Source organism: Moraxella sp. CTOTU49097, from assembly GCF_032064105.1.
GTDB lineage: Bacteria > Pseudomonadota > Gammaproteobacteria > Pseudomonadales > Moraxellaceae > Faucicola > Faucicola osloensis_B.
Genome location: NZ_DAMBOA010000002.1, coordinates 140,630 through 163,743, shown reverse-complemented (window position 1 = coordinate 163,743; position 23,114 = coordinate 140,630). Strand labels below are relative to the sequence as shown.

General features: G+C 43.4%; 19 protein-coding genes. 11 read left to right on the top strand and 8 right to left on the bottom strand.

Annotated elements, in window-relative coordinates; translation table 11 throughout:
* Positions 1 to 77 precede the first annotated feature (77 nt).
* The 5 genes from RT064_RS02325 to RT064_RS02305 form a co-directional block, all read right to left on the bottom strand.
* Positions 78 to 2,486 carry a sensor histidine kinase gene (locus RT064_RS02325; protein WP_313060993.1) on the bottom strand — a complete coding sequence of 803 codons (2,409 nt, stop codon included), beginning with the start codon at positions 2,484 to 2,486 and terminating at the stop codon, positions 78 to 80.
* A 428-nt stretch (positions 2,487 to 2,914) separates the two neighbouring features.
* Positions 2,915 to 3,346, bottom strand: coding sequence for a roadblock/LC7 domain-containing protein (locus tag RT064_RS02320; protein ID WP_313060990.1), 432 nt, complete (start codon positions 3,344 to 3,346; stop codon positions 2,915 to 2,917).
* A 144-nt stretch (positions 3,347 to 3,490) separates the two neighbouring features.
* Positions 3,491 to 4,021 carry a GTP-binding protein gene (locus RT064_RS02315; RefSeq protein ID WP_313060988.1) on the bottom strand — a complete coding sequence of 177 codons (531 nt, stop codon included), beginning with the start codon at positions 4,019 to 4,021 and terminating at the stop codon, positions 3,491 to 3,493.
* A 150-nt stretch (positions 4,022 to 4,171) separates the two neighbouring features.
* Positions 4,172 to 5,791, bottom strand: coding sequence for a hypothetical protein (locus tag RT064_RS02310; RefSeq protein ID WP_313060986.1), 1,620 nt, complete (start codon positions 5,789 to 5,791; stop codon positions 4,172 to 4,174).
* A gap of 353 nt (positions 5,792 to 6,144) precedes the next feature.
* Positions 6,145 to 6,849, bottom strand: a complete 705-nt coding sequence (locus tag RT064_RS02305) for a DUF4230 domain-containing protein (RefSeq protein WP_313060983.1) — start codon at positions 6,847 to 6,849, stop codon at positions 6,145 to 6,147.
* Between the two features lie 297 nt (positions 6,850 to 7,146).
* Between RT064_RS02305 and RT064_RS02300 the strand changes: the two genes are divergently transcribed.
* Together RT064_RS02300 and RT064_RS02295 are read left to right on the top strand one after the other, a co-directional pair.
* Positions 7,147 to 8,919, top strand: a complete 1,773-nt coding sequence (locus RT064_RS02300) for a proline--tRNA ligase (protein WP_313060977.1) — start codon at positions 7,147 to 7,149, stop codon at positions 8,917 to 8,919.
* Positions 8,920 to 9,070: 151 nt separating this feature from the next.
* Positions 9,071 to 11,254 (top strand): carboxy terminal-processing peptidase, encoded by a 2,184-nt coding sequence (locus RT064_RS02295; protein ID WP_313060974.1) that lies wholly within the window; start codon positions 9,071 to 9,073, stop codon positions 11,252 to 11,254.
* 328 nt (positions 11,255 to 11,582) lie between these two features.
* Here RT064_RS02295 and RT064_RS02290 read toward each other — a convergent pair whose 3' ends face one another.
* From RT064_RS02290 to RT064_RS02280, 3 genes are all read right to left on the bottom strand, one after another.
* Positions 11,583 to 11,792, bottom strand: a complete 210-nt coding sequence (locus RT064_RS02290) for a CsbD family protein (RefSeq protein ID WP_036593367.1) — start codon at positions 11,790 to 11,792, stop codon at positions 11,583 to 11,585.
* A 308-nt stretch (positions 11,793 to 12,100) separates the two neighbouring features.
* On the bottom strand, positions 12,101 to 12,589 hold the full coding sequence (locus RT064_RS02285; protein WP_065254139.1) for an FKBP-type peptidyl-prolyl cis-trans isomerase: 489 nt from the start codon (positions 12,587 to 12,589) through the stop codon (positions 12,101 to 12,103).
* 347 nt (positions 12,590 to 12,936) lie between these two features.
* Positions 12,937 to 14,085, bottom strand: a complete 1,149-nt coding sequence (locus RT064_RS02280; protein WP_313060970.1) for an AI-2E family transporter — start codon at positions 14,083 to 14,085, stop codon at positions 12,937 to 12,939.
* Between the two features lie 221 nt (positions 14,086 to 14,306).
* Here RT064_RS02280 and RT064_RS02275 point away from each other — a divergent pair, with 221 nt between their 5' ends.
* From RT064_RS02275 to RT064_RS02235, 9 genes are all read left to right on the top strand, one after another.
* Entirely contained in the window at positions 14,307 to 15,887 is a 1,581-nt protein-coding gene (locus RT064_RS02275) for a peptide chain release factor 3 (RefSeq protein WP_313060965.1), read from the top strand.
* A gap of 101 nt (positions 15,888 to 15,988) precedes the next feature.
* The gene (locus RT064_RS02270) at positions 15,989 to 16,297 is read left to right on the top strand and encodes a DUF596 domain-containing protein (RefSeq protein ID WP_313060962.1); all 309 of its coding nucleotides are present in this window, start codon (positions 15,989 to 15,991) and stop codon (positions 16,295 to 16,297) included.
* Between the two features lie 164 nt (positions 16,298 to 16,461).
* On the top strand, positions 16,462 to 16,713 hold the full coding sequence (locus RT064_RS02265; protein ID WP_313060959.1) for a hypothetical protein: 252 nt from the start codon (positions 16,462 to 16,464) through the stop codon (positions 16,711 to 16,713).
* 150 nt (positions 16,714 to 16,863) lie between these two features.
* Complete coding sequence (locus tag RT064_RS02260) at positions 16,864 to 17,037, top strand: hypothetical protein (protein ID WP_313060956.1); 174 nt, start codon at positions 16,864 to 16,866, stop codon at positions 17,035 to 17,037.
* 59 nt (positions 17,038 to 17,096) lie between these two features.
* On the top strand, positions 17,097 to 17,936 hold the full coding sequence (locus RT064_RS02255; protein ID WP_313060954.1) for an RsiV family protein: 840 nt from the start codon (positions 17,097 to 17,099) through the stop codon (positions 17,934 to 17,936).
* Position 17,937: 1 nt separating this feature from the next.
* On the top strand, positions 17,938 to 18,852 hold the full coding sequence (locus tag RT064_RS02250; protein WP_313060951.1) for a TatD family hydrolase: 915 nt from the start codon (positions 17,938 to 17,940) through the stop codon (positions 18,850 to 18,852).
* An 8-nt stretch (positions 18,853 to 18,860) separates the two neighbouring features.
* The gene (locus RT064_RS02245) at positions 18,861 to 19,661 is read left to right on the top strand and encodes a tRNA threonylcarbamoyladenosine dehydratase (protein WP_472796499.1); all 801 of its coding nucleotides are present in this window, start codon (positions 18,861 to 18,863) and stop codon (positions 19,659 to 19,661) included.
* A gap of 45 nt (positions 19,662 to 19,706) precedes the next feature.
* Entirely contained in the window at positions 19,707 to 21,374 is a 1,668-nt protein-coding gene (locus RT064_RS02240; RefSeq protein WP_313060948.1) for a GAF domain-containing hybrid sensor histidine kinase/response regulator, read from the top strand.
* Positions 21,375 to 21,544: 170 nt separating this feature from the next.
* Complete coding sequence (locus RT064_RS02235; protein WP_313060945.1) at positions 21,545 to 23,053, top strand: cation:proton antiporter; 1,509 nt, start codon at positions 21,545 to 21,547, stop codon at positions 23,051 to 23,053.
* Positions 23,054 to 23,114 lie beyond the last annotated feature (61 nt).

Below are 23,114 nucleotides of genomic sequence, written 5' to 3'. Positions count from 1 at the left end.
CCACAAGCAAGTGTGGCTCGTATATGGCTGAGCAGCGTGCCTGTCAGCCATCGGTTATCGGTTATCTAACATTAGCATTAGCTTTCTTCTGCGATTAAAAGCTTGGGTGATTGCTCGCTGCTAATCGCTGTTTTGGGCAATCTGATGGTAAATGTCGTGCCTTCACCAAGTTGTGATTGCACATGAATATCGCCGTTATGCTGCTCCATGATTTGAGTCGAAATAGCAAGACCCAGTCCCGTACCTTCGCCTGCCGCTTTGGTGGTAAAGAATGGTTCAAAAATCTTGGCTTGGGTCTCAGCGTTCATCCCAGTACCGTTGTCCGCCACGCTGATATACACATTGGCGCCGTCTTCTGTGCTAGTAATGTGTAATGTAGGGTGCTGAGTTTGCCCCATCGCTTGTGCCGCGTTATTAAATAGATTTAGCAGCACTTGGTTAATCTGGGATGGGTTACAACTAACCGGTTCGATAGCATTTAACTCAGTTATCACCTCTAAATGCTTGATATTGTTACGGGCAATGACTAGGGAGTTTTTGATACAGTCGTTGATATCGACGGCTTTGATTTTGGCTTGGTCGATGCGAGAGAAATCACGTAAATTGACGACCAATTCTGAGATTTGGCTAACCCCAAATTTGGCATCATCCACCAATCCATGCAAATCATCACTCACCGCATCAGCGACCAATTCATCACTGCAAGCAATGGTTTGTTCAATCGTTTGATTGATGGTTGCTGTATCAGTCGGCGACGCTTGCATCAGCTGTTTGAGCTGCTGGGTATGGTCAATCAATTCGTCATAGCGTACGATATTTTCATCAATCAACTCTAAATTACTACCTACATAACCCAATGGCGTGTTCACTTCATGGGCAACACCTGCGACCATTTGACCGATGGTTGCCATTTTCTCTGATTGTACCAACTGCACTTGAGATGCTTTTAAATCTTTTAACGCTTGGTGTAAGTTTTCGGTACGCTCTGCCACTTGCTGCTCTAGGCGTTCATTGACTTGTGCTAATGCGCCTTCGTTCTCGACCACCCGATCAACCAGCTGGTTCATCGAGTCAGTAATCACGCCAATTTCTTGAATGTTTGCCGGTGGCAGTTTGTGCTCACGCAGTGACAGATATTTTTTTTGTGCAATCAACTGACCGATTTCACGGACGTTACGAGCGACTTGGTGCAGCGGTACCACCAAAATACGGTGGAAAACATAACCACTTAATAGCAGTACCGGTAAGAAACCCAATAGCATATACCATTGCAGCTGTTTACCTAGCTGATTGGCAAATAACATCAGCTCTTGATTGGGTTTGACGATGACCATTTTCCAATTGGTCATCGGCATGGCAAAAATAAACGCTGTGGAAGGGGTTTTGAGCAATAAATCGTTGTCTAAGCTGACTTGTTCGACAAAATGGGTGGCGTTGAGATTTTCATTTTGCGCGCTTTGGGTCATTAGCATGGCTGAAATGATGCGTGCTTCTGAGGCAGAGATTTTTTGTAGGTTGGTACTACTTACTAGCGTATTGGCAGTAAAATCAAATTTACCACCATCTAATTTTTGCGCTTGTTTGATGATGTTGTCATTAATGTTGTCTAAGCTTTTGGCAATGGGGGCAAAATCAGGGTTTTGCTTGGCAAAACTATTAACATCCATCATTTCGCCTTGCGGGTTAGTAGCGGTCACTTGTTTGACTTGTGCTTCATTGGGGAAAGTCAAAAAGTTGTTGTTCATATCGACCAAAAACACATAACCGCCTGTTTTGCGCTGCCATTCTTTGACCATCGACTGCATACGACCTAGCAGTACATCAAAACTCACCACCCCTTCAAAGCCATTGTTTTGGGCATTAAAAATCGCCTTGGCACAGGTCATGACGGGCTGTTTGGTCGCCGGATGAATATAAGCACGGCTCCACACACAGTGGTCATGATTGGCATACACAGCAGGCACATACCACCAGTCACGGTAATAGGGCATGGCAAGCTGTGGTTGGGTTTTTTGGTCGGCTACCCGATTTGCGGTAAGTTTGGTTGGTGCTTGATAGCCAGGATTGATGGCTTGATATTGGCTGGCAGACTGCATGACACCTTGCATATCGCGTTGCCAAACAAACGCGGCTTCATCGACGTTAGGTTTGTACATCAAAGGGTCATACCACACACCGCCGCCGACAATGCCTTTATCCATATTTGCCATTAAATTACCAACACTGGTGTTGATGATATCGGCATTCTTGGGCAAACTACCGGTCATACGACTGGCTGTCACTGCCATGCCATCAATTTGACTCACACGCGACAAAATACCATTCACCGCCTCATTGCCAGTTTCAATGATAGTCTGAGAGGTCAGTTTGACGACTTCAGGCTTGGCTTGCTGGTCAATGATCCAATACACCATCGCCAAAAACACCAAAAAAACCAGCAATAATACGCATAACAAGCGTGTGGTAAGGTTGGAAAAATTCATCATTGTCACTTATCTGTTGGCAAATTGATTGGCTAATTAAATGACCTATTGCATCGCTTAGCCCAAGTAAAAAAGCTTATAAACTCTTAAAGCCGCCGTTAACGCAAAATAAAAACGATGGTTTATCTCAATTTCCCAAATTGCGTCATCCTGCTTAGAAAATCGATTGAACCATCGTCGGTGGCGGTAGTTTAGTGAGGTTATATGACAAAATGATGAATGATATCGATGGAAGGTAATGGGACAATCTATAGCAAATTTTGACTGGCATATTTTTAATTTATTAAACTTAAGTTGTATAAAAATTCGGATGAACTGTAGAAAAAAATATCAAGAATTGATCGTTTGAAAGGTTGGATATGAGGGATATGAAAAAAGCCCTCAATGCTATTGAGGGCTTTACAGTAGGTATGATATAAATTAACTGTATATTAATGAAACTCTCTATCGAGCTCTATCAAACGGTTAATCGCTTTATTCATACCGTGCATGATTTGACCGAGCAAGACTTGTTGTTTGGTCACCACAATCACAATCATCGGCTGGAACTGACTAGGCACCGCGCTAATCATAATTTTACCGTTTTCGGCATCTAGGATGACTGAGCGACAGCCAGTAAGCTGCGCTTCGGCAGTCAATGCCTGTACCAATGCCAAAATTGAGCTGCCGACCGCGGATAATTTGCCGCCATCATAGGTTTTTTGAAAAATTGAATTGACTTCAAAGCCATCGGTTGATGACAACAACACCCCTTCAATGCCACTCGTGGTATGAATGAGTTCGTGCAATACTTCATTAGATAGGGTAATAAATTGCTCACTGGGCTTAATGCGGCTTTCCATTTGAAACAATTGGTCATTCATATTGGTATCCAAATATTTACTAGCGTAACGGTTTTAAAATTGCTGTCGAGTTTGTCAGTCGCTGCGCTCAATATCTAAGTTCAATGGCTTCATTCACCGAATCGCTCGTTAACGTAAGCCATATACCGTAATTCAATCATGCGCTCACTGCGCTGTCAATTCAAGTGATGCAATAATGGTATCAACCAGTAACAGCACATCTTCTCTTTTTCGCATATCTACTGGAAAAATAGGCAGATTCTTGTTATTGGCAGCCAACCAGTCATGATAAATGCCAAAGTCGCGCTCAGGCATTTTATCAACTTGGCTGATACCCACGACGATACGACCCGTGTAAATTTTAGTAAACGTCTCTAAATAATTTGCCAAATCTGCCACAGGGTCTTGGGCAGCATGGTCAATCAAAATAATAACCCCCATTGCCCCTTGCGACAAAATCGGCCAAATAAAGTTAAAGCGTTCCTGCCCAGGTGTGCCATATAGACCGATATTGATGCCACCTTCTAGCACCAATTCACCGTAGTCCATACCCACCGTAGTCAATGCCTTGGTGTTGACATGAAGGTCGGTATTTTTTACTTCAGTCGACACCACAGGGATATCCGATAAGCTTGCGATGGCTTGGGTTTTTCCCGCACCCATAGGTCCGCTAAAAACGATTTTGAGACGTTGCATGTAGAAAGCCTTACACTTATTGCATTAATGTAAATACAATATTAGGAAAAAAATTGCGTTAGTATCATACGCGAAACCACGCTGTTAACTAAAAAAAATTAATAAATCCCTGATAATACACTCAAATTATCAATCATTTTAATGAAAGATTTACAACCCCAAGCGTCGACGTAGACGTCCTAAAAACCCCATCATGCTGTTGTTGCCAGTTTCTTGTGTGGGCGGGATTGAGCCTTGTGACGATGTAGCACTCGCTGAGATAGGTTCAGGCTCTGTGGTACTATTATTCCAAGTACTATTGTGGGTAGTTGACATACTGGGTAAGGTATTGGCTGACAATTCTGCCATAGCACGGCGGCTAAGGATTTCATCGAGTTTTGATTGAGGTTTGGCAGGCGCGGGTGGCTGATGTTGTGTTTGAGCTGACTCAGCTTGGTTGACAGGCACTGTGGATGGTACCGTAGCAGATGCAGCAGGTTGTTCAACAAAAGCAGGTTGCGCACTGGGCGTAATTGGCTGCGGCTCAGTCTGGGTGCTTTCAGCTACTGTCACTTGAGCGGGTGACATTTTTGGCAGTGATATTTCTGCTCGCGACATGGATGGATTCACTGGCTGGCTAATCGTTTTACTATTGAGCTGAGCGATAGTTTGCTGATAGACCGAAGCAGGCAATGCACCTGCGACAAATAAGCCAATCAGTGTTTTTTTGACTTGGGGTAGCGAACATTGACTGCGTGCTACCAATTCATCAATCGTTAACGAACGGGCTTCTAGTACACATTGGATTTTAAGATTGTCGTGTTGGTCGGCATCATGGGTAGGTTTTACCCAACTATCTATATGGTAGTTGATGTGCGAATCTAGCAATCCTTCAAATTTTTGACCATGTGTGCTAGCCAAGTCCCATAGCCATTGCACCAAGTTTTTAGCAGTTTTGACATCTAGCTCACTCGCAGCCACATCATCAGCAAGTGAGATAATCCAAGGCTGATTGCACGAGATGTATTCAGACACCTCCCAAACCCGTTGCTGTTTTGGATTGATATAGGCAAATAAGGTGCCAGCAGGGCTTTTGATACTCAGCACTTCATTATGGCGTTGGGCAATCTGACTAAAAATCTTGGCAAATCCGATTAAATACTCATCATTGACAGTGCCGTTAGTGGTGGTTGATGACCCCATCAACTGGCTAGATTCGGCAAGTTGATTAGGCATATTGTAGGTATCACTAGTTGTAACAGCTGAAGCTTGCGCAGACTGTGCAACACCAGATAATGGATTGGCAACTTGAGCAGGCGGATTTGAAACTACGCGCTGGTTGGCTATAGTGTCAGTCGCTGATTGATAAGCGTCAACGGCATCAGCAGTGAATTTAGCGGCAGTAGATGCCTTATTGCTGACAGACACACCAGACAAAAACGGCAATTGTGAAAACAACCACTCACTCAGCGGCTCTAAATCTTTGAGCGGCAACACCAATAAATCTTGCGATAAATAGCCGTTTTCCGTCTCACTACGAGTGGTATAAATAGTGGCTGTATTGGGTTTGCTACGAATTAACTTTTGAACGCTTTCAGCATGACGAAAATCATGATTGACCATAAATAAATCAATTTGCTGATTGTTCGCTGATACCCATTCAAGGTCTGCTTCGAGTCTAAGCAAGATGCGTAGATAGCCTTTTAGCATCACTTGGTCGCCAGGCTTGATGCCAACCAAAGCAATCCGCATCACTTTTTTTAGACGATCTGAGGCAGACGTGACATTCATTCAGTAAACTCTCCAACAGCTAGCGAATTGATCTTTTACACAACTAAAACGCCATCAAGCATCCTTGCAATCAATTAACGTAACCCTTGGTAAAACGGATACGTTAAGTGACTATTATTATTGCAATTTTTGATGAGAGTAGCAAATAAATGTCGTCTAAAACTAGCGGGCTGTCTAGTGGACTAGCTAGCGGGCTATAAAGTTGAGATTTTAGCAACATTCTTATTATTAAGGTAGGTTACATATCTATTATTTATGCCTTTCATACCAATTCTGACAGCGCACAAAAATAACATAAAACAAAAAAACGCTTTTATCCTTGGATTGGTCTTATTGATGGGCAAAAAACCGGTTTAACGACAATTTTTAGCAGGCGCGGTGACTTTCACAGTCACTTGTACATTTGCCAGTGCAAATAGCGATTGCACTTGCTTTTGGGCATTATCATTGGCAGTTTGTAGAATGCCCGAGCGGCAAGCGGATGTCAGCACTTGGTTTTTGCCAGCCACTTGCGCTTGGTTAAATATTTGCGGGTCGGCCTGCACCATGCCAAATACCCCTGTTTGAATATCATACACTTCAATGTTATCTAAATAACTATCTAAAATCTGCGCAGCGGGCAAGGTGATACTGACATGGCTACCATCTGGGGTCACTTGTACATCAGTGGGTTTTAATTGATTTAAGTCAATGCCCGCGGTCACCCGTCCATGAGCGACAAAAAGCCCCTTTTGCTCATCTTGCCACAGGGCGTACCAATTGCCTTCTTTTTGGCTAGTGATAACGGTATCGACATTATAGGCCACGGTTTGTAGGCGATTGAGGCTTTGAATCTTAGTGACCACCCCTTCGCGAGTTAATACCTCAACTTTTTTAGGCATATTTGCTTGTTGCCATTGCAAAAATAACCAACCCGCCGCCGCAATCACCACCAGTAAAAATAAACTCACCCAAAAAGAAACGGGCTTTTTGTTACCCGATGCGGGCGGTTCTGGCAAGTTTGTAGTCGGTTTTGCCTGAGACGATGGCGTGGAGGACGAAGTGGGAAGTTGGGCCATTTAGCCATTCCTAATAGTTTAATAGTGGATACTATTTTGTATGGTTATGACTTGCCATAATTTCAATGTAGCTAGTTTAAATAGCCAATGGGTATGACCAAATTGTCCTAATTTATAAAAATGCTAAAACCAAAAATACTAAAACTAAAAAAGCTGAGTCCAAAAATACGGCATCGACTTGGCAAAAATTAAAAAAACTATTGCACCACCCAGTGGCATAAAATAAGATAATCGGTTTACCAAATAGTCTATCCATTCTCGTTTTTCTTATTTCAAGCCGTACAAACAAGGTGTGCCATGCGAGCCAGTCAATTTACTTTTGCAACGTTAAAAGAAACCCCAAGTGATGCCGATATCATATCCAGCCAATTAATGCTCCGTGCAGGGATGATTCGTAAATCTGCGTCGGGTCTCTACACGTGGCTACCGATGGGTCTAAAAACCTTACAAAAAGTCAAAAAAATCATCCGTGAAGAGATGGATGCCATCAACTGTCAAGAGCTGCTAATGCCTGTGGTGCAATCGGCCGAGCTTTGGCAAGAATCAGGTCGCTGGGAAGCCTATGGCCCTGAACTGCTGCGGTTTAAAGACCGTCACCAACGTGACTTTGTGTTAGGTCCAACGCATGAAGAAGTGATAACCGATATCGCGCGTAACTTGCTAAAAAGCTATAAACAACTCCCTGTGAGTTACTACCAAGTACAAACCAAATTTCGTGACGAAATTCGCCCACGCTTTGGGGTGATGCGTTCACGTGAATTTATCATGAAAGATGCCTATTCGTTTCATATCGACCAACCCTCATTACAGCGCACCTATGATGATATGTACCGCGCTTATCATAATATCTTTACCCGTCTTGGGTTAGATTTTCGTGCGGTGCAAGCTGATACCGGCTCGATTGGTGGATTTGCGTCGCATGAGTTTCAAGTCCTAGCTGGCAGTGGTGAAGATGATATCGTATTTTCAGATAGCTCAGATTATGCGGCCAATATTGAGCTTGCTGAAGCGGTAGCGGTCGGTGAACGTGCTGCGCCAACGCAGGACAAAGCCGATGTCAGCACGCCCAATATGCCAACCTGTGAGCAAGTGGCTGAGCATTTAGGCTTGCCATTGTCACAGACGGTCAAAACTTTAATCGTCGAAGGCGAACCTACCGCAGAAGGTAAAGCCACCTTAGTCGCGTTAGTGTTACGGGGCGATCATACCCTAAATGAAATCAAAGCCGAAAAATTGGCGCAAGTCAAAGCCCCACTCACCATGGCGAGCGAAGAGGCGATGCAAGCAGCGGGGCTGCACAAAGGGTATATCGGGGTGTTTGATTTGAACATGCCAGTGATTGTAGATCGTGCGGCTGCAGTGTTATCAGATTTTGTTAGCGGTGCCAACAAGCTAGATTTTCATACCACAGGTGTCAACTGGGAGCGTGATGCGACCATCACCGAAATTGCTGATATTCGCAACGTGGTAGCAGGCGACCCAAGCCCAGATGGACAAGGTACCTTACAAATCCGCCGCGGTATCGAAGTCGGTCATATCTTCCAATTGGGTGACAAATACGCCAAAGCGTTAAACTGTGCGGTGATGGGCGAGCAAGGCAAACCTGTCATTACTATGATGGGCTGTTATGGTATCGGCGTGACCCGTATCGTCGCCGCCGCAATTGAACAAAATCACGATGACAATGGTATCATTTGGAAAACCAGTAGCACAGGTGAGAGCCTTGCGCCATTCACTGTGGCGATTGTGCCGATGATTAAAGGCAAAATGAAAGATGCTCTAGACCCAGCGAAAGGGGACAAAGCAATGCAGCTTGCCGAAGCGCTTTACACTGAGCTAAAAGCCCAAGGTGTTGATGTGCTACTTGATGACCGAGACGAGCGCGCGGGGGTAAAATTCGCCGATTTAGAGCTCGTCGGCATTCCCCATCGTATCGTTATCTCAGAGAAAAATATCAGTGAAACAGGCGAGGTAAAATACGAATATGTCAATCGCCAAGACGGTGAAAAACAATTGCTCACTGCCGCGCAATTAAACCAACTGTTTAAAGACAATCAATTGATTGGCTAACACAACAACTTACCGCTACAAACGGTGAGGTTTGATAGATGATTTGATTCGAACATTTACACGTTTTGTATGGTGTGGAAAAACTGACAGTGCTAAGATGGGCTGTCAGTTTTTTCTGTTTATCGCTTCATTAAATAGAGTAAGGAAAGTCATGCAATACAAACAACTTACCGCCAGTGTATTTGCCCTGTTGATGGGTGGGGCGATCCTGGGACAAAGTTACCAAACCGCCATTGCAGCGTCGACGAGCGTCGGACAGATCAATAACGAGCAGCGGCAGGTGACTCGGCAAGTCGCAGCGTTGTTGGATCGTAGCCATTATCTAGATAAAAAAATGGACGCTGCAACGGGCAAGCAAATTTTAGGCGACTATTTTGATGCACTTGACCCCAATCATAGCGTGTTTTTGCAGTCCGATATTGATGAATTTACCCAAAAATATGGTAATAGTTTTGCCGATTATCTCAAACGCGGTGATTTAAAAGCGGGTTTTGACATTTATCAGCGTTTTATTGAGCGCTCAAAAGCGTATTACAGCTTTGCCGATAGCTTGTTAAAATCCCCTGTGAGCTTACAGAGCAATGAAACGGTCATTATGAACCGTGAAAAATTGCCGCGTTTTAAAACCGTTGCCGAGCAACGCGATTTTTGGCGCAAACAGCTGACCTACCAGTTGATTGGCATGACCATCAATCAAGATGAAGACAAAAACAAAGACAAGTTTTTGCAAGAAAATGCCGATAAATACAACGCCAGTGATTTAGTCAAAAACGAAACGCGCTCACCAAGCCAAGTGCTAGACCAGCGTTTAAAGCGCCAATATGCGCAGCTACAGCGTATCGATAGCGACCAAATCGTTGAAACCCTGTTAAATGCAGCGATGGCAGCCTATGACCCGCACAGTAATTATTTTGCCCCCCTGCAGGCCAATGAGATGCAAATCCAATCGACGCTTGAATTGGTCGGTATCGGCGTCTCGATTCAGCCCGATCGCAAGAATCCTGACTACACCCGTATTATCAGCTTAGTTGATGGCGGGCCTGCCGCGCGTTCGGGTCAAATCAAACCCAATGACTTAATCATCGGCGTATCGACTGAAGATAAAGGCATGGTCGATACCGTCGGTTATTCGACACGGGAAGTAGTGAACCTCATTCGCGGTAAAAAAGGTTCATCCGTTACCGTGCGCGTCAAAGCGCCTAACACCCCAGACAGTAGCGCGCGTAATGTCACCCTCATACGTGATGTTATTCAGCAAGAAGAATCTGGCGTCAATCATCGGGTAATTAGTGTTAAAGATAAAAACGGACAAGCCAAAAAAATCGGTGTGCTAGAAATCCCAAGTTTTTATCTCAACTATAAAGCCCGCCGTGCGGGAGAAGATTATCGTAGTGTCAGCATTGATACGGAAAACGCGTTAAAAGCCTTAAACCAGCAAAATATCGATGGCTTGGTAGTAGACCTGCGTGATGACCCAGGTGGCTCACTCGATGAAGTCGCCAAGATGATTGGCTTGTTCGTCAAGTCAGGTCCGCTGGTACAGATTCGTGATAACCGCGGCAATATCCAAGTGTATGAAGACGAAGACAAAGGTAAGCAGCTGTATACAGGTCCGATGACCGTACTGATTAACCAAGGCTCGGCATCAGCCAGCGAGATTTTTGCCGCAGCGATTCAAGATTATGGTCGCGGTCTGATTGTCGGCAGCACGACCACAGGTAAAGGCTCAGCACAAATTCAGCTTGATAACCTTGCCTTAGGGTCAGCAACCTTAACCCAGCGCAAGTTCTACCGTATCACAGGCGGCAGTACCCAAAATAAAGGCGTTATACCCGATGTAAGCTTGGTCAATATCTATGAAGGCATGGAGTTTGGTGAACGTAGCATGAAAAACCCACTGGCATGGGATACCATTCGTGCCGCCCCGTACCAACCTGCGGGCAACTATTCCCGTGATACCTTGCAATCGCTCAATGCCTTGTCACAGCAGCGTCAAGCAGCCAATGCCCAGTTTGCTTATCTAAGCCAACTCAACAGAATCCGTAATGAGGAAGACGATAAGAAGCCTGTCAAATTAGACATCAATGACCGCCGTACTTTCCGCAAAAACATTGAGGCAAAAATGTTGGCGGCAGAAAATGCGAGACGCCAAGCCAATGGGGAAAGCCCCTATAGCACGTGGACAGCGTACCAAGCTGCGCAAGATGCAGAATTAGAAGTCCGTAGCCGTCTAAAACAAGCCGAACGTCCAAAGCTTCCTGAAAGTGAAGCATTTGTGATTGAAGCGGCTAATGTGATGCTTGATGCACAGACAGCCAACAACCAGCGCCCGTAATCCAAAAATGCGTGTAAGCAAAAGCTTACATGCATTGACGTTTGTACGACTGTTACCGAATGGTAAATTTTGTAATAATACATTCAACGGCACAGGGATGGTTCTCAAGGATTGAGATAGGGACAGAATTGCCAATAAAGGAATGGTTTATCGTAGTATTAAGGAATGATGCTTGATAAACACGTGGAGTGAGACTTAGGATGAGTCAAGAAATTCACTACCAGTTAGTAAGGACCTTAAGGATGAGGTCAGTGATGCTAGGATAGCAGGTAAAAAAGCCATATCAGATGATATGGCTTTTTTACTTTGGAGGAGGGGTTAATCTATTCTAGAAACGATAGTTATGACGGGTTGACCAGTCGTCGATTTCTTTTTCTACCACATCTTCGGCGCGGCCATAACGCTCTTGGATTTTACCTGATAGCTTTTGGCGATTACCTTCCAATTGGGTGATTTCATCATCAGTTAAGTCACCCCAAGTTTCTTTTACAGCGCCTTTAACTTGTTCCCATTGACCTTTAATTGTATTCTCGTTCATGAGTAGTATCCTTTTTTGTAATTAGTTTAATGCTATATAAATAACTAAAAATATATACCCAATCATGCGTCTTTATTATTGCTTGGATTGTTTATTGGGTATGAAACTATTATGCCAAAATTTAGCGCAAAGTGTGTGGTATAAAATGTAGTAAAGCATCAAAAAACGTAACTAAATCAATGATTTTGTAAATAAAATCAAGCATTTCTTACACCCCGTAAAAGTATTTCATAGGGTAAAATTTTGCACAAAAAAAGAAGGCTATAAATATAGCCTTCCATTTAATCTTTCTAAGCTTTAGTCATGACTTAGTGGTGATGACCGCCTGCACCGTGTACGTGACCGTGTTGTAACTCTTCATCTGATGCATCACGAATGCTTGCCACTTCTACATCAAAATGAAGTTTTTTACCCGCTAAAGGATGGTTAGCATCAACAATCACTTTGTCCTCTTGTACATCTTTCACAGTGACTAACATCACATGACCGTCTTCAGTTTGCGATTGGAACTGCATACCTGGTTGGATATCTTCGACACCTTGGAAGTTTTCGCGTGGAACTTCTTGTACTGCTGCATCATCAAATTCGCCGTAAGCGTCTGCAGGTTCAATGCTTGCAGTAAATTTGTCACCCACTGATTTGCCCGCCAATTGTGACTCAAGACCTGGAATAATATTTTGGTAGCCATGTAAATACGCTAAAGGTTGACCTTCTGGTGATTGGTCAATGACGTTACCTTCGTCGTCTTTTAAGGTGTAATGAAAATGTACAACGTTGTTATTATTGATAGTAGACATCGCTAAAATTCCTTATGAATCAATGAATGGATTGGCAAATCGCTTTTTTGGCACAATAAATTAAAAATTGTTAGAAATTAAAATTGCTAGGATTTTTCACTATAATTACCGGCAAAATCTTTCAATTTTTGGTTAAACCTCAAAATACGCCAAAAAATGTTAATGTAAATTGTAACATCAATTATTAAAAGTTTGGCAGTTATAGACTTTAAAACACATTTTTAATCATTCAACCATACAACACTGTAACAATAAAGCCGTGTTCTGTTATTAATGGCGATAAGATTTAAAAATTCAATTTATCGGGCAAATTATTTGTTAAAGAGTCCTGTAGCCAGTAGAGGAGTTTATATAACCCAGCCCCTATCTGCCAAAATGCGTTTGATTTGGGCATAAATCACTGGCGCACTGATCAGTCCCGCCAACCCAAACGTCGCTTCAAGCACCAAAATAAATAACAACAATTCCCAAGCAGAGGCTCGGATTTTGTGACCAATGATTTGCGCATTTAAAAAGTATTCAAGTTTATGAATGCTCACCAACCACACAAGCGATAAAATGCTGATGCCAAGCCCGTGAGTGAGGCTAAGCAAGACGATAACAATGTTTGAGACCAAATTACCAACGACAGGGAATAGCCCTGCGCAAAAGGTGATAAGCACAACGGTCCAAGCCATCGGTAGCGGATGACCGAGTAGCGGTAATATCCCTAGCAAAAACACCGAAGTTAAGATGGTATTGATACTAGAGATTTTGACTTGCGCAAAAAATACATCATTAAACCCCATGATAAGTTCATCAAATTTTTGGCGCAAATGCTGGGTAAATGGGGTTTTATGTGCTGCGCTATTCACAGGTACTTGCAGTGCCACAATACAACCAATCACGACACCCGCTAGCACATAACCAAGCCCGCGTAACGTATGAATACCCACTAACTGTAGTTGTGGCGCATGACTTTTGATAGTACTCATGAGCATAGCTTGAAATGAACTGACAGAAATGGGTAGATGCTGAGAAATACTTGCGGGTAGTAGGGTATGAAGCTGGTCAAATATGTCCAATATCTGTCGTATAAGCTTATTGAAGACATCAACACTGGCTTTATCAGCAATCCAATCGCCAAATACATACACAGTAAGCGAAATTATGGTCGCCAAAATGGCAATAGCAAACCATTCTGCAACTTTACCCATACGCTGCTGACGCGAGGCGCTATGCATATAGGCAATGACATGCCGATGAATCCAGCCAGCAATGCCGCGAACCAGCGTATAAGTAATTAAGGTGGCAAAAAGCACTAAAGTCAGGTGGAGCAATAGCACAGGCAGCCAGACAACAATCACGCTGCTAATCGCTAACAAAAAACTTTTCATATCTGACCACTGTAGCCGATCATTGGTCAAAAAAGGATCGCCCAAATGAGCACTGGTCGAAGCGTTATTTTTATTGTTGAGTGCGGGTTCCGGATTGTTGCCAAGTGGTTCAGCGGTCATAAATAACATCTTAACAAGATAAAAAAAGATAAGCTAAAACTAACACAATTTTAGTGATTAAAGTATTAGATTTATGACAAAATTTTGTCAAAATCGCGCGCGCGATGCGCAATAATCACCCGTGAAAATCGCAATCAAACGTAAAATCGGCTACAATATGCCATCTTTTTTATTCTTTCTTTTATCGGTTATCAAGCCTCGCTACTTTTAAGTCAAACACTATGTCACTACATTCTGAAATCGCCAAACGCCGCACTTTTGCTATCATCTCGCACCCCGATGCCGGTAAAACCACCATGACTGAAAAATTACTGCTGTGGGGGCAAGCAATTCAGCGGGCAGGTGAAGTCAAATCACGCAAAACCGACAAACACGCGACATCTGACTGGATGAGCATGGAGCAAGAGCGTGGTATCTCGATTACCACCTCTGTGATGCAGTTTCCCTATGCTGAAAACATGGTTAATCTGCTAGACACCCCAGGTCATGCCGACTTTTCAGAAGATACCTATCGTACCTTAACCGCGGTGGACAGCGCACTGATGGTGATTGATGGGGCAAAAGGGGTCGAAGAACGAACCATCAAGCTGATGGAAGTATGTCGGATGCGTGACACGCCGATTATCTCATTTGTCAACAAGCTTGACCGCGAAATCCGTGACCCATTATCACTGCTTGATGAAATTGAAAACGTTCTAAAAATCCAATGTGTACCGATGACGTGGCCGATTGGTACAGGTCAGCATTTTGTTGGGGTGTACAACATCAGCGAGGATAAAACCTACTTTTATCAAAAAGGTCATGGTACTGAGATTGTCGAGATTGAGAGTCGTGACGGCTATGACTATCCAGATGTCCGCGAGAAAATCGGTGAAATTGCCTTCCGTGAATTTGAAGAAAGCCTAGAGCTTGCAAAAATGGCACATGAAGATTGGGATGTCGATGAGTTTTTGACCGGTAAACAAACGCCTGTGTTGTTTGGTACGGCGTTGGGTAACTTTGGCATTAACATGGTGCTTGATGTACTGACCCAATACGCCCCAGCGCCTAAAGACCATGACACCGTTGAACGCACCGTCAAAGCCGATGAAGAAAAATTCTCCGGCTTTGTCTTTAAAATTCAAGCCAACATGGACCCAAAACACCGTGACCGTATTGCCTTTATGCGAGTGTGTTCAGGCAAGTACGAAAAAGGCATGAAAATGAAACATGTGCGCTTGGGCAAAGAAGTACGCATTTCAGATGCCTTGACCTTTTTGGCAGGTGACCGCGAAGCGCTGGAAGAAGCGTATTCGGGCGATATCATCGGCTTACATAATCACGGCACCATCCAAATTGGCGATAGCTTTACCGAAGGCGAAACTTTAAACTTCACAGGCATTCCCCACTTTGCGCCAGAATTGTTTCGCCGTGTGGTACTCAAAGACCCGCTTAAGTCAAAACAACTGCAAAAAGGTCTACAGCAGCTATCAGAAGAAGGCGCCACCCAAGTATTTATGCCGCAAATCAACAATGATTTGATTTTGGGCGCGGTAGGGGTGCTACAGTTTGAAGTGGTCGCGCATCGCCTGCTTGAAGAATATAAAGTGCAATGTACCTTTGAGCCTGTGTCGATTGCGACAGTGCGCTGGGTGCATTGTGATGACAAAGTGGCGTTTGAGAAGTTTAAGAAAAAAGCCCACGACCAGTTATCGGTCGATGGCGGTGGGTATTTGACCTATCTTGCCCCAAGCCGGGTTAATCTTAAATTGATGGAAGAGCGTTATCCAGAAATCACCTTTAGCGCCACCCGTGAGCATTGATTTTTATGTGCGAGTTGAATTCAGCTAAGTATAAACAAGCTCTGAATTTTTTTGCAAATGACGTTAAGGGATTAACATCCCATAATGTTTGGCAAAGTATTATGGATGATGAATATTTATCTGAGTTTGGCGATACGCACGATTTCGAATTTAAGAAAAAATTTTTTTTTGACTTTATACGCTATGCTCTTGAAAATGGTTATTTTAAACTTGGCACAAATGACTGTTTCTTAACAGGTTCGATTGATGAGCAACTTAAGTTATGGGAAACCGCTTTTCCGAGTCATGAAAAAGCTTTATTAACAGACGATGGCTTGTTTTATATTTGGTTTTTTCTTGAAGAATGTCCTGCGGGATTTGTTTGGCTATTTCCGCAAGATGATGGGTCAATATATGAGCATTGGACATGAATTTATCTATTTACCAAACCGTAACTAAACTATGGCAAAGTATAAATATTCTTAACTCAACTACTTTAGTAAAACTCTTTATAATTCGTTAAACTATAGGCATTAGCTTAGTTTAGCAACTACTATATTTTTTTGAATGATCAATAATAACAAGTGAGGATACTATGCAATTCCCAAATGGCGTAACCAAATCAAACTTAATTAAACTTGGCGTACTTGGTGCCGCTTACTATATGTTAAAAGGTCGTAACAAAACCCAGCCAACCATTGAAAACAAAGCAAATAATCCGGCACCGGTTGACAATGAGCCTGCTGATAATGCTGCGGAAAATTCAAATGGCACGAAATCTGCCAAGACTACCGCATTTACCATGGGTAAAGAGCTAGCTGCTAAAGTATTGGGTAAAAAATTCTAATAGTTATCAAATATTTATAAAATTACGTTATTATATAATAGCTATATCCATAACGGCATTTGAAAACAGCCCATTAGTCCACCATTAAACGGGTATCGACTGATGGGTTTTTTTATGGCAATATTTTTGAAAACCAAGGTAAGGCGAGGTATGAGCATATCGAGCGTGATTAAACTAGGGGTTGCTGCGACAGCTTTATTGTTGATACCTAAACGTAGTAGTCCACGGGCTGATAAAGTTACCAAGTCGCCTAAAAGTCTATCCGCTAAAAAGACAGTTGAGCAGCCTATCAATAAAAACGCTGAGCAGGATAACCATAACTAAAGCAATGGCTAAAATTTTTATGTAAAGCTATGGGTAGATAAAAAATAAAGGATAAATACATGACGTTCATGAAACCTCAAAGTCTCAGTGGCATTTGCCTGACAGCCCTGATGACGCTCATGGCAGCACAAGCTCATGCCCAAGATTTGTATATGGCAAAGCATTATCCTAAAGTCAATGAAAAACTCTTTGATAGCTGTGGACACATTTGCCCAGAGATTGACTATTATTTTGTACAGACAGGACAGGCTTGGCTCGATGCCATTATCAATAAAGACGTCACCGCAGCCATCGCAATGGTTGATGATAACCAAGATAAAGCACAAGCGAAAAAATGGCAAGATTTTACCCATAATGCGATGCCCAGTGATAGCCAATACACGCAGCTTCTTAATACGGGGATTAGCCGATTAATTGCAGAAAATAAAACCATGGTGGCAGCACGCGGTAAAGATTTTGATAGTGGTATAGCGCCTGTGCAGATAATGGCAAAGCCGATTTATTTGGGTCATAAAAATGATTTAGAGCTGTTTGCGACGGAATTTTATCAATTTACGGGCGGCGCCCATGGTATCAGTACGACCACCTATTATGTCTTTGATATGCGCCAAAAAAAACAATTGTCGCTTGTCGATGTGCTGTTACCACAGCAAAAAACAAAACTTGAAGCCTTGGTCAAAGCCCAATTCATTCAATATCTCAAAACCCATGATATTAATCCTAACGTGCATTTTAGCACTTGGCCGTTTAGTTTGACCGACAATTATAGCTTTACGGGTCAGGGCATGACGTTTTTGTACCAGCCGTATGAGATTGGTTTTTATGCGCTGGGTGCACCGCAATTGACCGTGCCATACAGCCAGCTGAAAGGCATTATCAAGCCACAGTATTTGAAATGATATGACTATGATGAATGACACGGCTTGCTCGTTTGATTCGCCATTAATTGATACGCATACCCATTTTGATGTGGATAGCTTCGATCATGACCGCGAAATGCAATCACAATTGGCATGGGATAACGGCGTTCATCATCTGGTTTTGATAGGGTTTTTAGCAAAGTATTTTGCACAAATGGTGGCGTGCCAACAGCAAATGCAAGGCTATGGGCAGCAAGGCAAAGCCACACCTTTGGCGCATTTAGCGTTTGGGTTGCATCCTTTTTATATTACTGAGCATAAAGACAGCGATTTGCAGCGGCTAGAGCAGTTTATTCAGCAATATTCACCCATTGCGATTGGGGAAATCGGGCTAGATACCTTTACTGCACCGATGAAAACTGCGGAGAATTACGCTAGGCAGCAAGATTTTTTTGCTCAGCAACTTGAATTGGCAAAACACTACCAACTGCCGGCGCTGCTACATATTCGCCGCGCGCATGGCGATGTGATTAAGATGTTAAAAGCACAAAAATTCACCCAGGGGGGCATTGCCCATAGTTTTAGTGGCGGTATCCAAGAAGCCAAAGCGCTGGTCAATTTGGGCTTTAAAATCGGTATCACCGGGCAAGTGACCAATCCGAATGCCAAAAAACTGCGCCATACCCTGACAGAGCTTGTCAAAACCGTCGGACTTGACGCTATTGTGATTGAGACGGACTGCCCAGACTTTACACCGCTACCCTGTCATGTGACGCACGGTAGGCGCAATGTACCTGCCAATCTGCCGTATGTGTTGACAGCGTTATCAGACTTATTAAAAAAAGATCAATCCCGGCTCGCCCAACAGTTGTGGCAAAATAGCTGCGCTGCACTACAAGTCAGCTGGGAGTATCCTATCCCAAACAAATTGAATATAAACCCTGACCAAGATTAAGATAAACCATGACAATGACAGCCGAAATGACGCCTGATATGACATTAACTGATGCCCAATACGAACGCCGTTTTGCGGGTACCCAAAAACTGTATGGCGCCGCGCAATTTAGTAAGTTTGAGAATCTGCATGCGTATGTGGTGGGCGTGGGCGGGGTGGGCTCATGGGCAGCTGAGGGACTGGCTCGTACAGGTGTGGGCGAGATGACATTAATTGACATGGATGTGCTAGTAGCTTCCAATGTCAATCGACAATTACCTGCTACCGATAGCAATTTTGGTAAAAGCAAAATTGAAGCCATGGCAGCACGTATCAAAGAAATCAATCCCCATATCAAATTACATTTGATTGACGATTTTTTGAGCAAAGATAACGTACAATTGTTAATACCTAATCGTGCCTTGCAATCACAGCTTAAACAGTCAGGTAAACAGCTTGTGGTATTAGATTGTGTTGATGATATGAATGCCAAGCTTGCGCTTGCCCTGCATTGCCGATTCAATAAATTAAAGTTAATTATGGCGGGCGGGGCAGGTGGCAAGACGGACCCGACCCAAATTCAGGTGGCAGATCTTAAAGACACTTATCAAGATCCGTTACTGGCTAAAGTCAGACAGCGACTTCGTCAAGATTATGGCATCAATCGTACGATGAAAGAAAAATTCGGTATTCGCTGTGTGTTTTCATCACAGCCGCCGATTGTTGATAAGTCCTGTCAAACAGGTGGTTTGCATTGTGGCGGCTATGGATCGGCCGTTGCAGTGACCTCAGTGGTGGGGATGATGTTGGTTGCTGAAGCGTTAAAATAACCTCAGCGTTTAAATTTTATCACGTAGTAGGACGGTGTTAACGAGATGATATCATATCCTATAGCAAGCAATGAAAAACAGCGTCTAGCGGTATTGGATGAGTACCATATCATCAAGACGAACAAAGAATGCGAATTTGAGCGTATTAGTGCTTTGGCTAAGGCGTTTTTTGGCACTAAGATTGTCGCTATTACTTTTTTGGATGCTGATATCCAGTTTTTTAAGTCAAGAATTGGTCTAAAAGAACCTTCAACCAGCCGTGATGTTGCTTTTTGCAATTACACCATTACACAAAACGACACCTTTGTCACCCTTGATACTCACCAAGATACCCGATTTAAAAACAATCCTTTGGTTACCGGTTACCCTTATATTCGGTTTTATGCTGGTGCACCCATCGTGGTTCACGACAGTCAAGGTAGGGAATTTGCTTTGGGTGCGCTGTGTGTGATTGACGACCAGCCGCATCAAGATTTTGATGCCAATCAACAACACGTGTTAGCAGATTTGGCGGCGATGGTCAGTGATACCTTAAAATTACGTCAGCAGCGTTACCAAGCTGAGCGCGCCGATGAGGTAAAGACCGCATTTTTGGCCAATATGAGCCATGAAATTCGTACGCCGATGAATGGTATCATGGGCATGCTTGAATTGCTTGAGCAGACACCGCTTGATACGCAGCAGCAACACTATATCAAATCGATTAAAACATCCAATGAGCATCTGCTGACCATCGTCAACGACATTTTGGATTTATCCAAAGTAGAATCAGGTAAAATACGTTTTGAGAGTATCCCCGTTGATTTAGCACAGCTATGCCAAGACGTGTATCAATGCTTTTTAGCCCCTGCAAAAGACAACAGCGTGGAACTAACCTTCGATTACCCTGACAACTTGCCCAAATATGTCAACACCGATCCTGTGAGGGTGCGACAGATTTTAATGAATCTAGTTAATAACGCCATCAAATTTACCCCAAAACAGGGTAAAGTGACCATTCAAGCCATGAATGGCAGTGATAAGCACCAAATCAAATTCAATGTGATTGATACGGGCGTTGGCATCAAGCCTGAATCATTGGCAGTGATTTTTGATGCGTATAATCAAGCTGATAAGTTTACCCATCGGTTATATGGGGGTACAGGGCTAGGGCTATCTGTGTGCAAAGCGTTGGCAGAAGGGATGGGCGGCACGATTAAGGTAACCAGTGAAAAAAATAAAGGCTCAACCTTTACCTTATCTCTACCAATGATAGCAACTGATGAAATCAGCTATCAGCAGTGGCACCAAAGTCATGATGAAACCACAATACAACCGTTAGAACGTCTGCCTGCCCATGTTTTGCTAGCAGAAGACAATGAGCTAAATGCCATGGTCGCAGTCAAAAGCCTAAAAAAATATGGCTATGAAGTCACCCGAGCCAAAGATGGGTTAGAGGCCGTCAATTTTTATAAGGCTGACCCTAGTAAATATCACATTATTTTGATGGATCATCAGATGCCCATCATGGATGGGGTGGAAGCCACCAAAATACTCAAACAGTCGTTCAATCAGTTGCCGCCTATCATTGCAGTGACGGCACACGCCATGCATGGGGACAAAGAAGTATATCTTAACGCGGGTATGCAAGATTACTGTACCAAGCCCTATAAGCCTGAAGCGCTTGATGTGATGATTCAGCGCTGGCTGCATCATGTCGCCAACACGCTTTAAGAGATATTAATCACAAAATTTGCTTGCATTTGCGCAAACAATTGCTTACGGTAAAACCCTACCACAGTTTGTGGTAGGGTTTTATTTTTGTTGAAGTATTTTTGCTTTGTCACGGCTAAAAATGGCTTTGGTGACAATGTTTTATAAAATTAAGAGCTAAAAAAACGCCTATGGGAAATTTTATTTTTTTACAAATTTTTGCAGCCGTTTGTGCCTTGTCCATCATTACCACGCTATTTAACAAGCGGATTTTGGACTTTCCACAAGCCATTGGGGTGCCCATTGTGTCGGCGCTACTGGTTTTTATTTTGCAGTGGAGTGCAAGCCTGCTCAATGGCAACGAGTTTATTACCATCAATATCACCAGTATCCAAAATGCGGTGCGTGATATCGATCTTTACGATTTTTTAATCAATGGGGTGATTTGTTTTATTTTGACGGCATCGGCGCTGACGTTTAAGGTGTCCGATCTCAAAAACTATTGGAAACCGATTGGGATTTTGGCAAGTATCGCATTGGCACTGTGTGCGCTGTTTTTTGCAAGCCTTATGTTTGGCTTTCAGTGGCTCACAGGGGCAAATATCCCGTTTGCGGTATTGCTGTTATTGGGCGCGGCACTGGGCGCAACTGACCCAATTGGCATCAAAGGCGTGCTTAGCTCTATCAAAGCGCCGCGCCATTTGATGATTAAGCTAGAAGGCGAATCGCTGTTCAATGATGCGGTGTGTATTGCGCTATTTATGACTATTTTGCATGGTCTGCAAGGTAATGGCTTTAGCATTGTGACCACAGTAGAAGTATTGTTGTATGAAATCGTGGTCGCAGGGATTATTGGTTGGTTTTTTGGGCAAATGGCGCTGCTTATCTTAAGCGGTAAACACGAGATGGAGTCACTGATTTTGACTACGGCATTTTTGGCGTGTGGGTCGTATTTGGTGGCATTGTATGCGCATGCTTCCGCGCCCATTGCTTGTGTGGTCGGTGGTTTGATTGTCGGTAACCGTTGGCACCAGATTTTAGACGAAGGTGAAATCACCTATGTGAATCACTTTTGGCACGCCATTGAGGGGATTATCAATTCATTCTTATTCACCCTTATCGGTCTGGAGCTATTTATATTAGAGCTGAATACCTCGTTGATTTTGGGCGGTGTGGTGGCATTTATTTGTCTGCATTTATCCCGTTTTTTGGCAAATTTTGCGTCTTTTAGCCTGTTGTCTGATGTCCGAAAAACCAGTTATAACGGTACTTTGACGATTTTATCGTGGGGCGGGGTACGCGGGGCGATTTCTTTGGCGTTGATTTTATCGGTTTCTAACGTCCCAGAATTGCAGCCTTATAGCAGCTTTTTGGTGGGTTATACCTTTATCGTGGTATTGATGTCGGGCGTGGTATGTGGTCTTGGGCTACCTGCGGTGATGAATGCGTTTTATCATAACCCCAACGAACCCACGACAGGTTTTGCAGGGTGGTATCAAAGGCTAGTTAAACGCTTTAATCGCAAAGGCTACCAGTATGTGCTCAGCGAGGATGAGCAGGGTAATGAAGTGATTACCCGTTATCAGCCGCCGCCTGTGGTGATTCAAGAGACGCCTAGTAGTGTCGGTATGGCGTTGCCATTGCCAAAAGTGATTGATAAAGATGGACATGATGAATTGGCAAATCCCAATGGTTTTTAACTGTTGGTATAAAAAAAGACCTAGTAAATCGCTAGGTCTTTTTTTATACCATTTTTATATC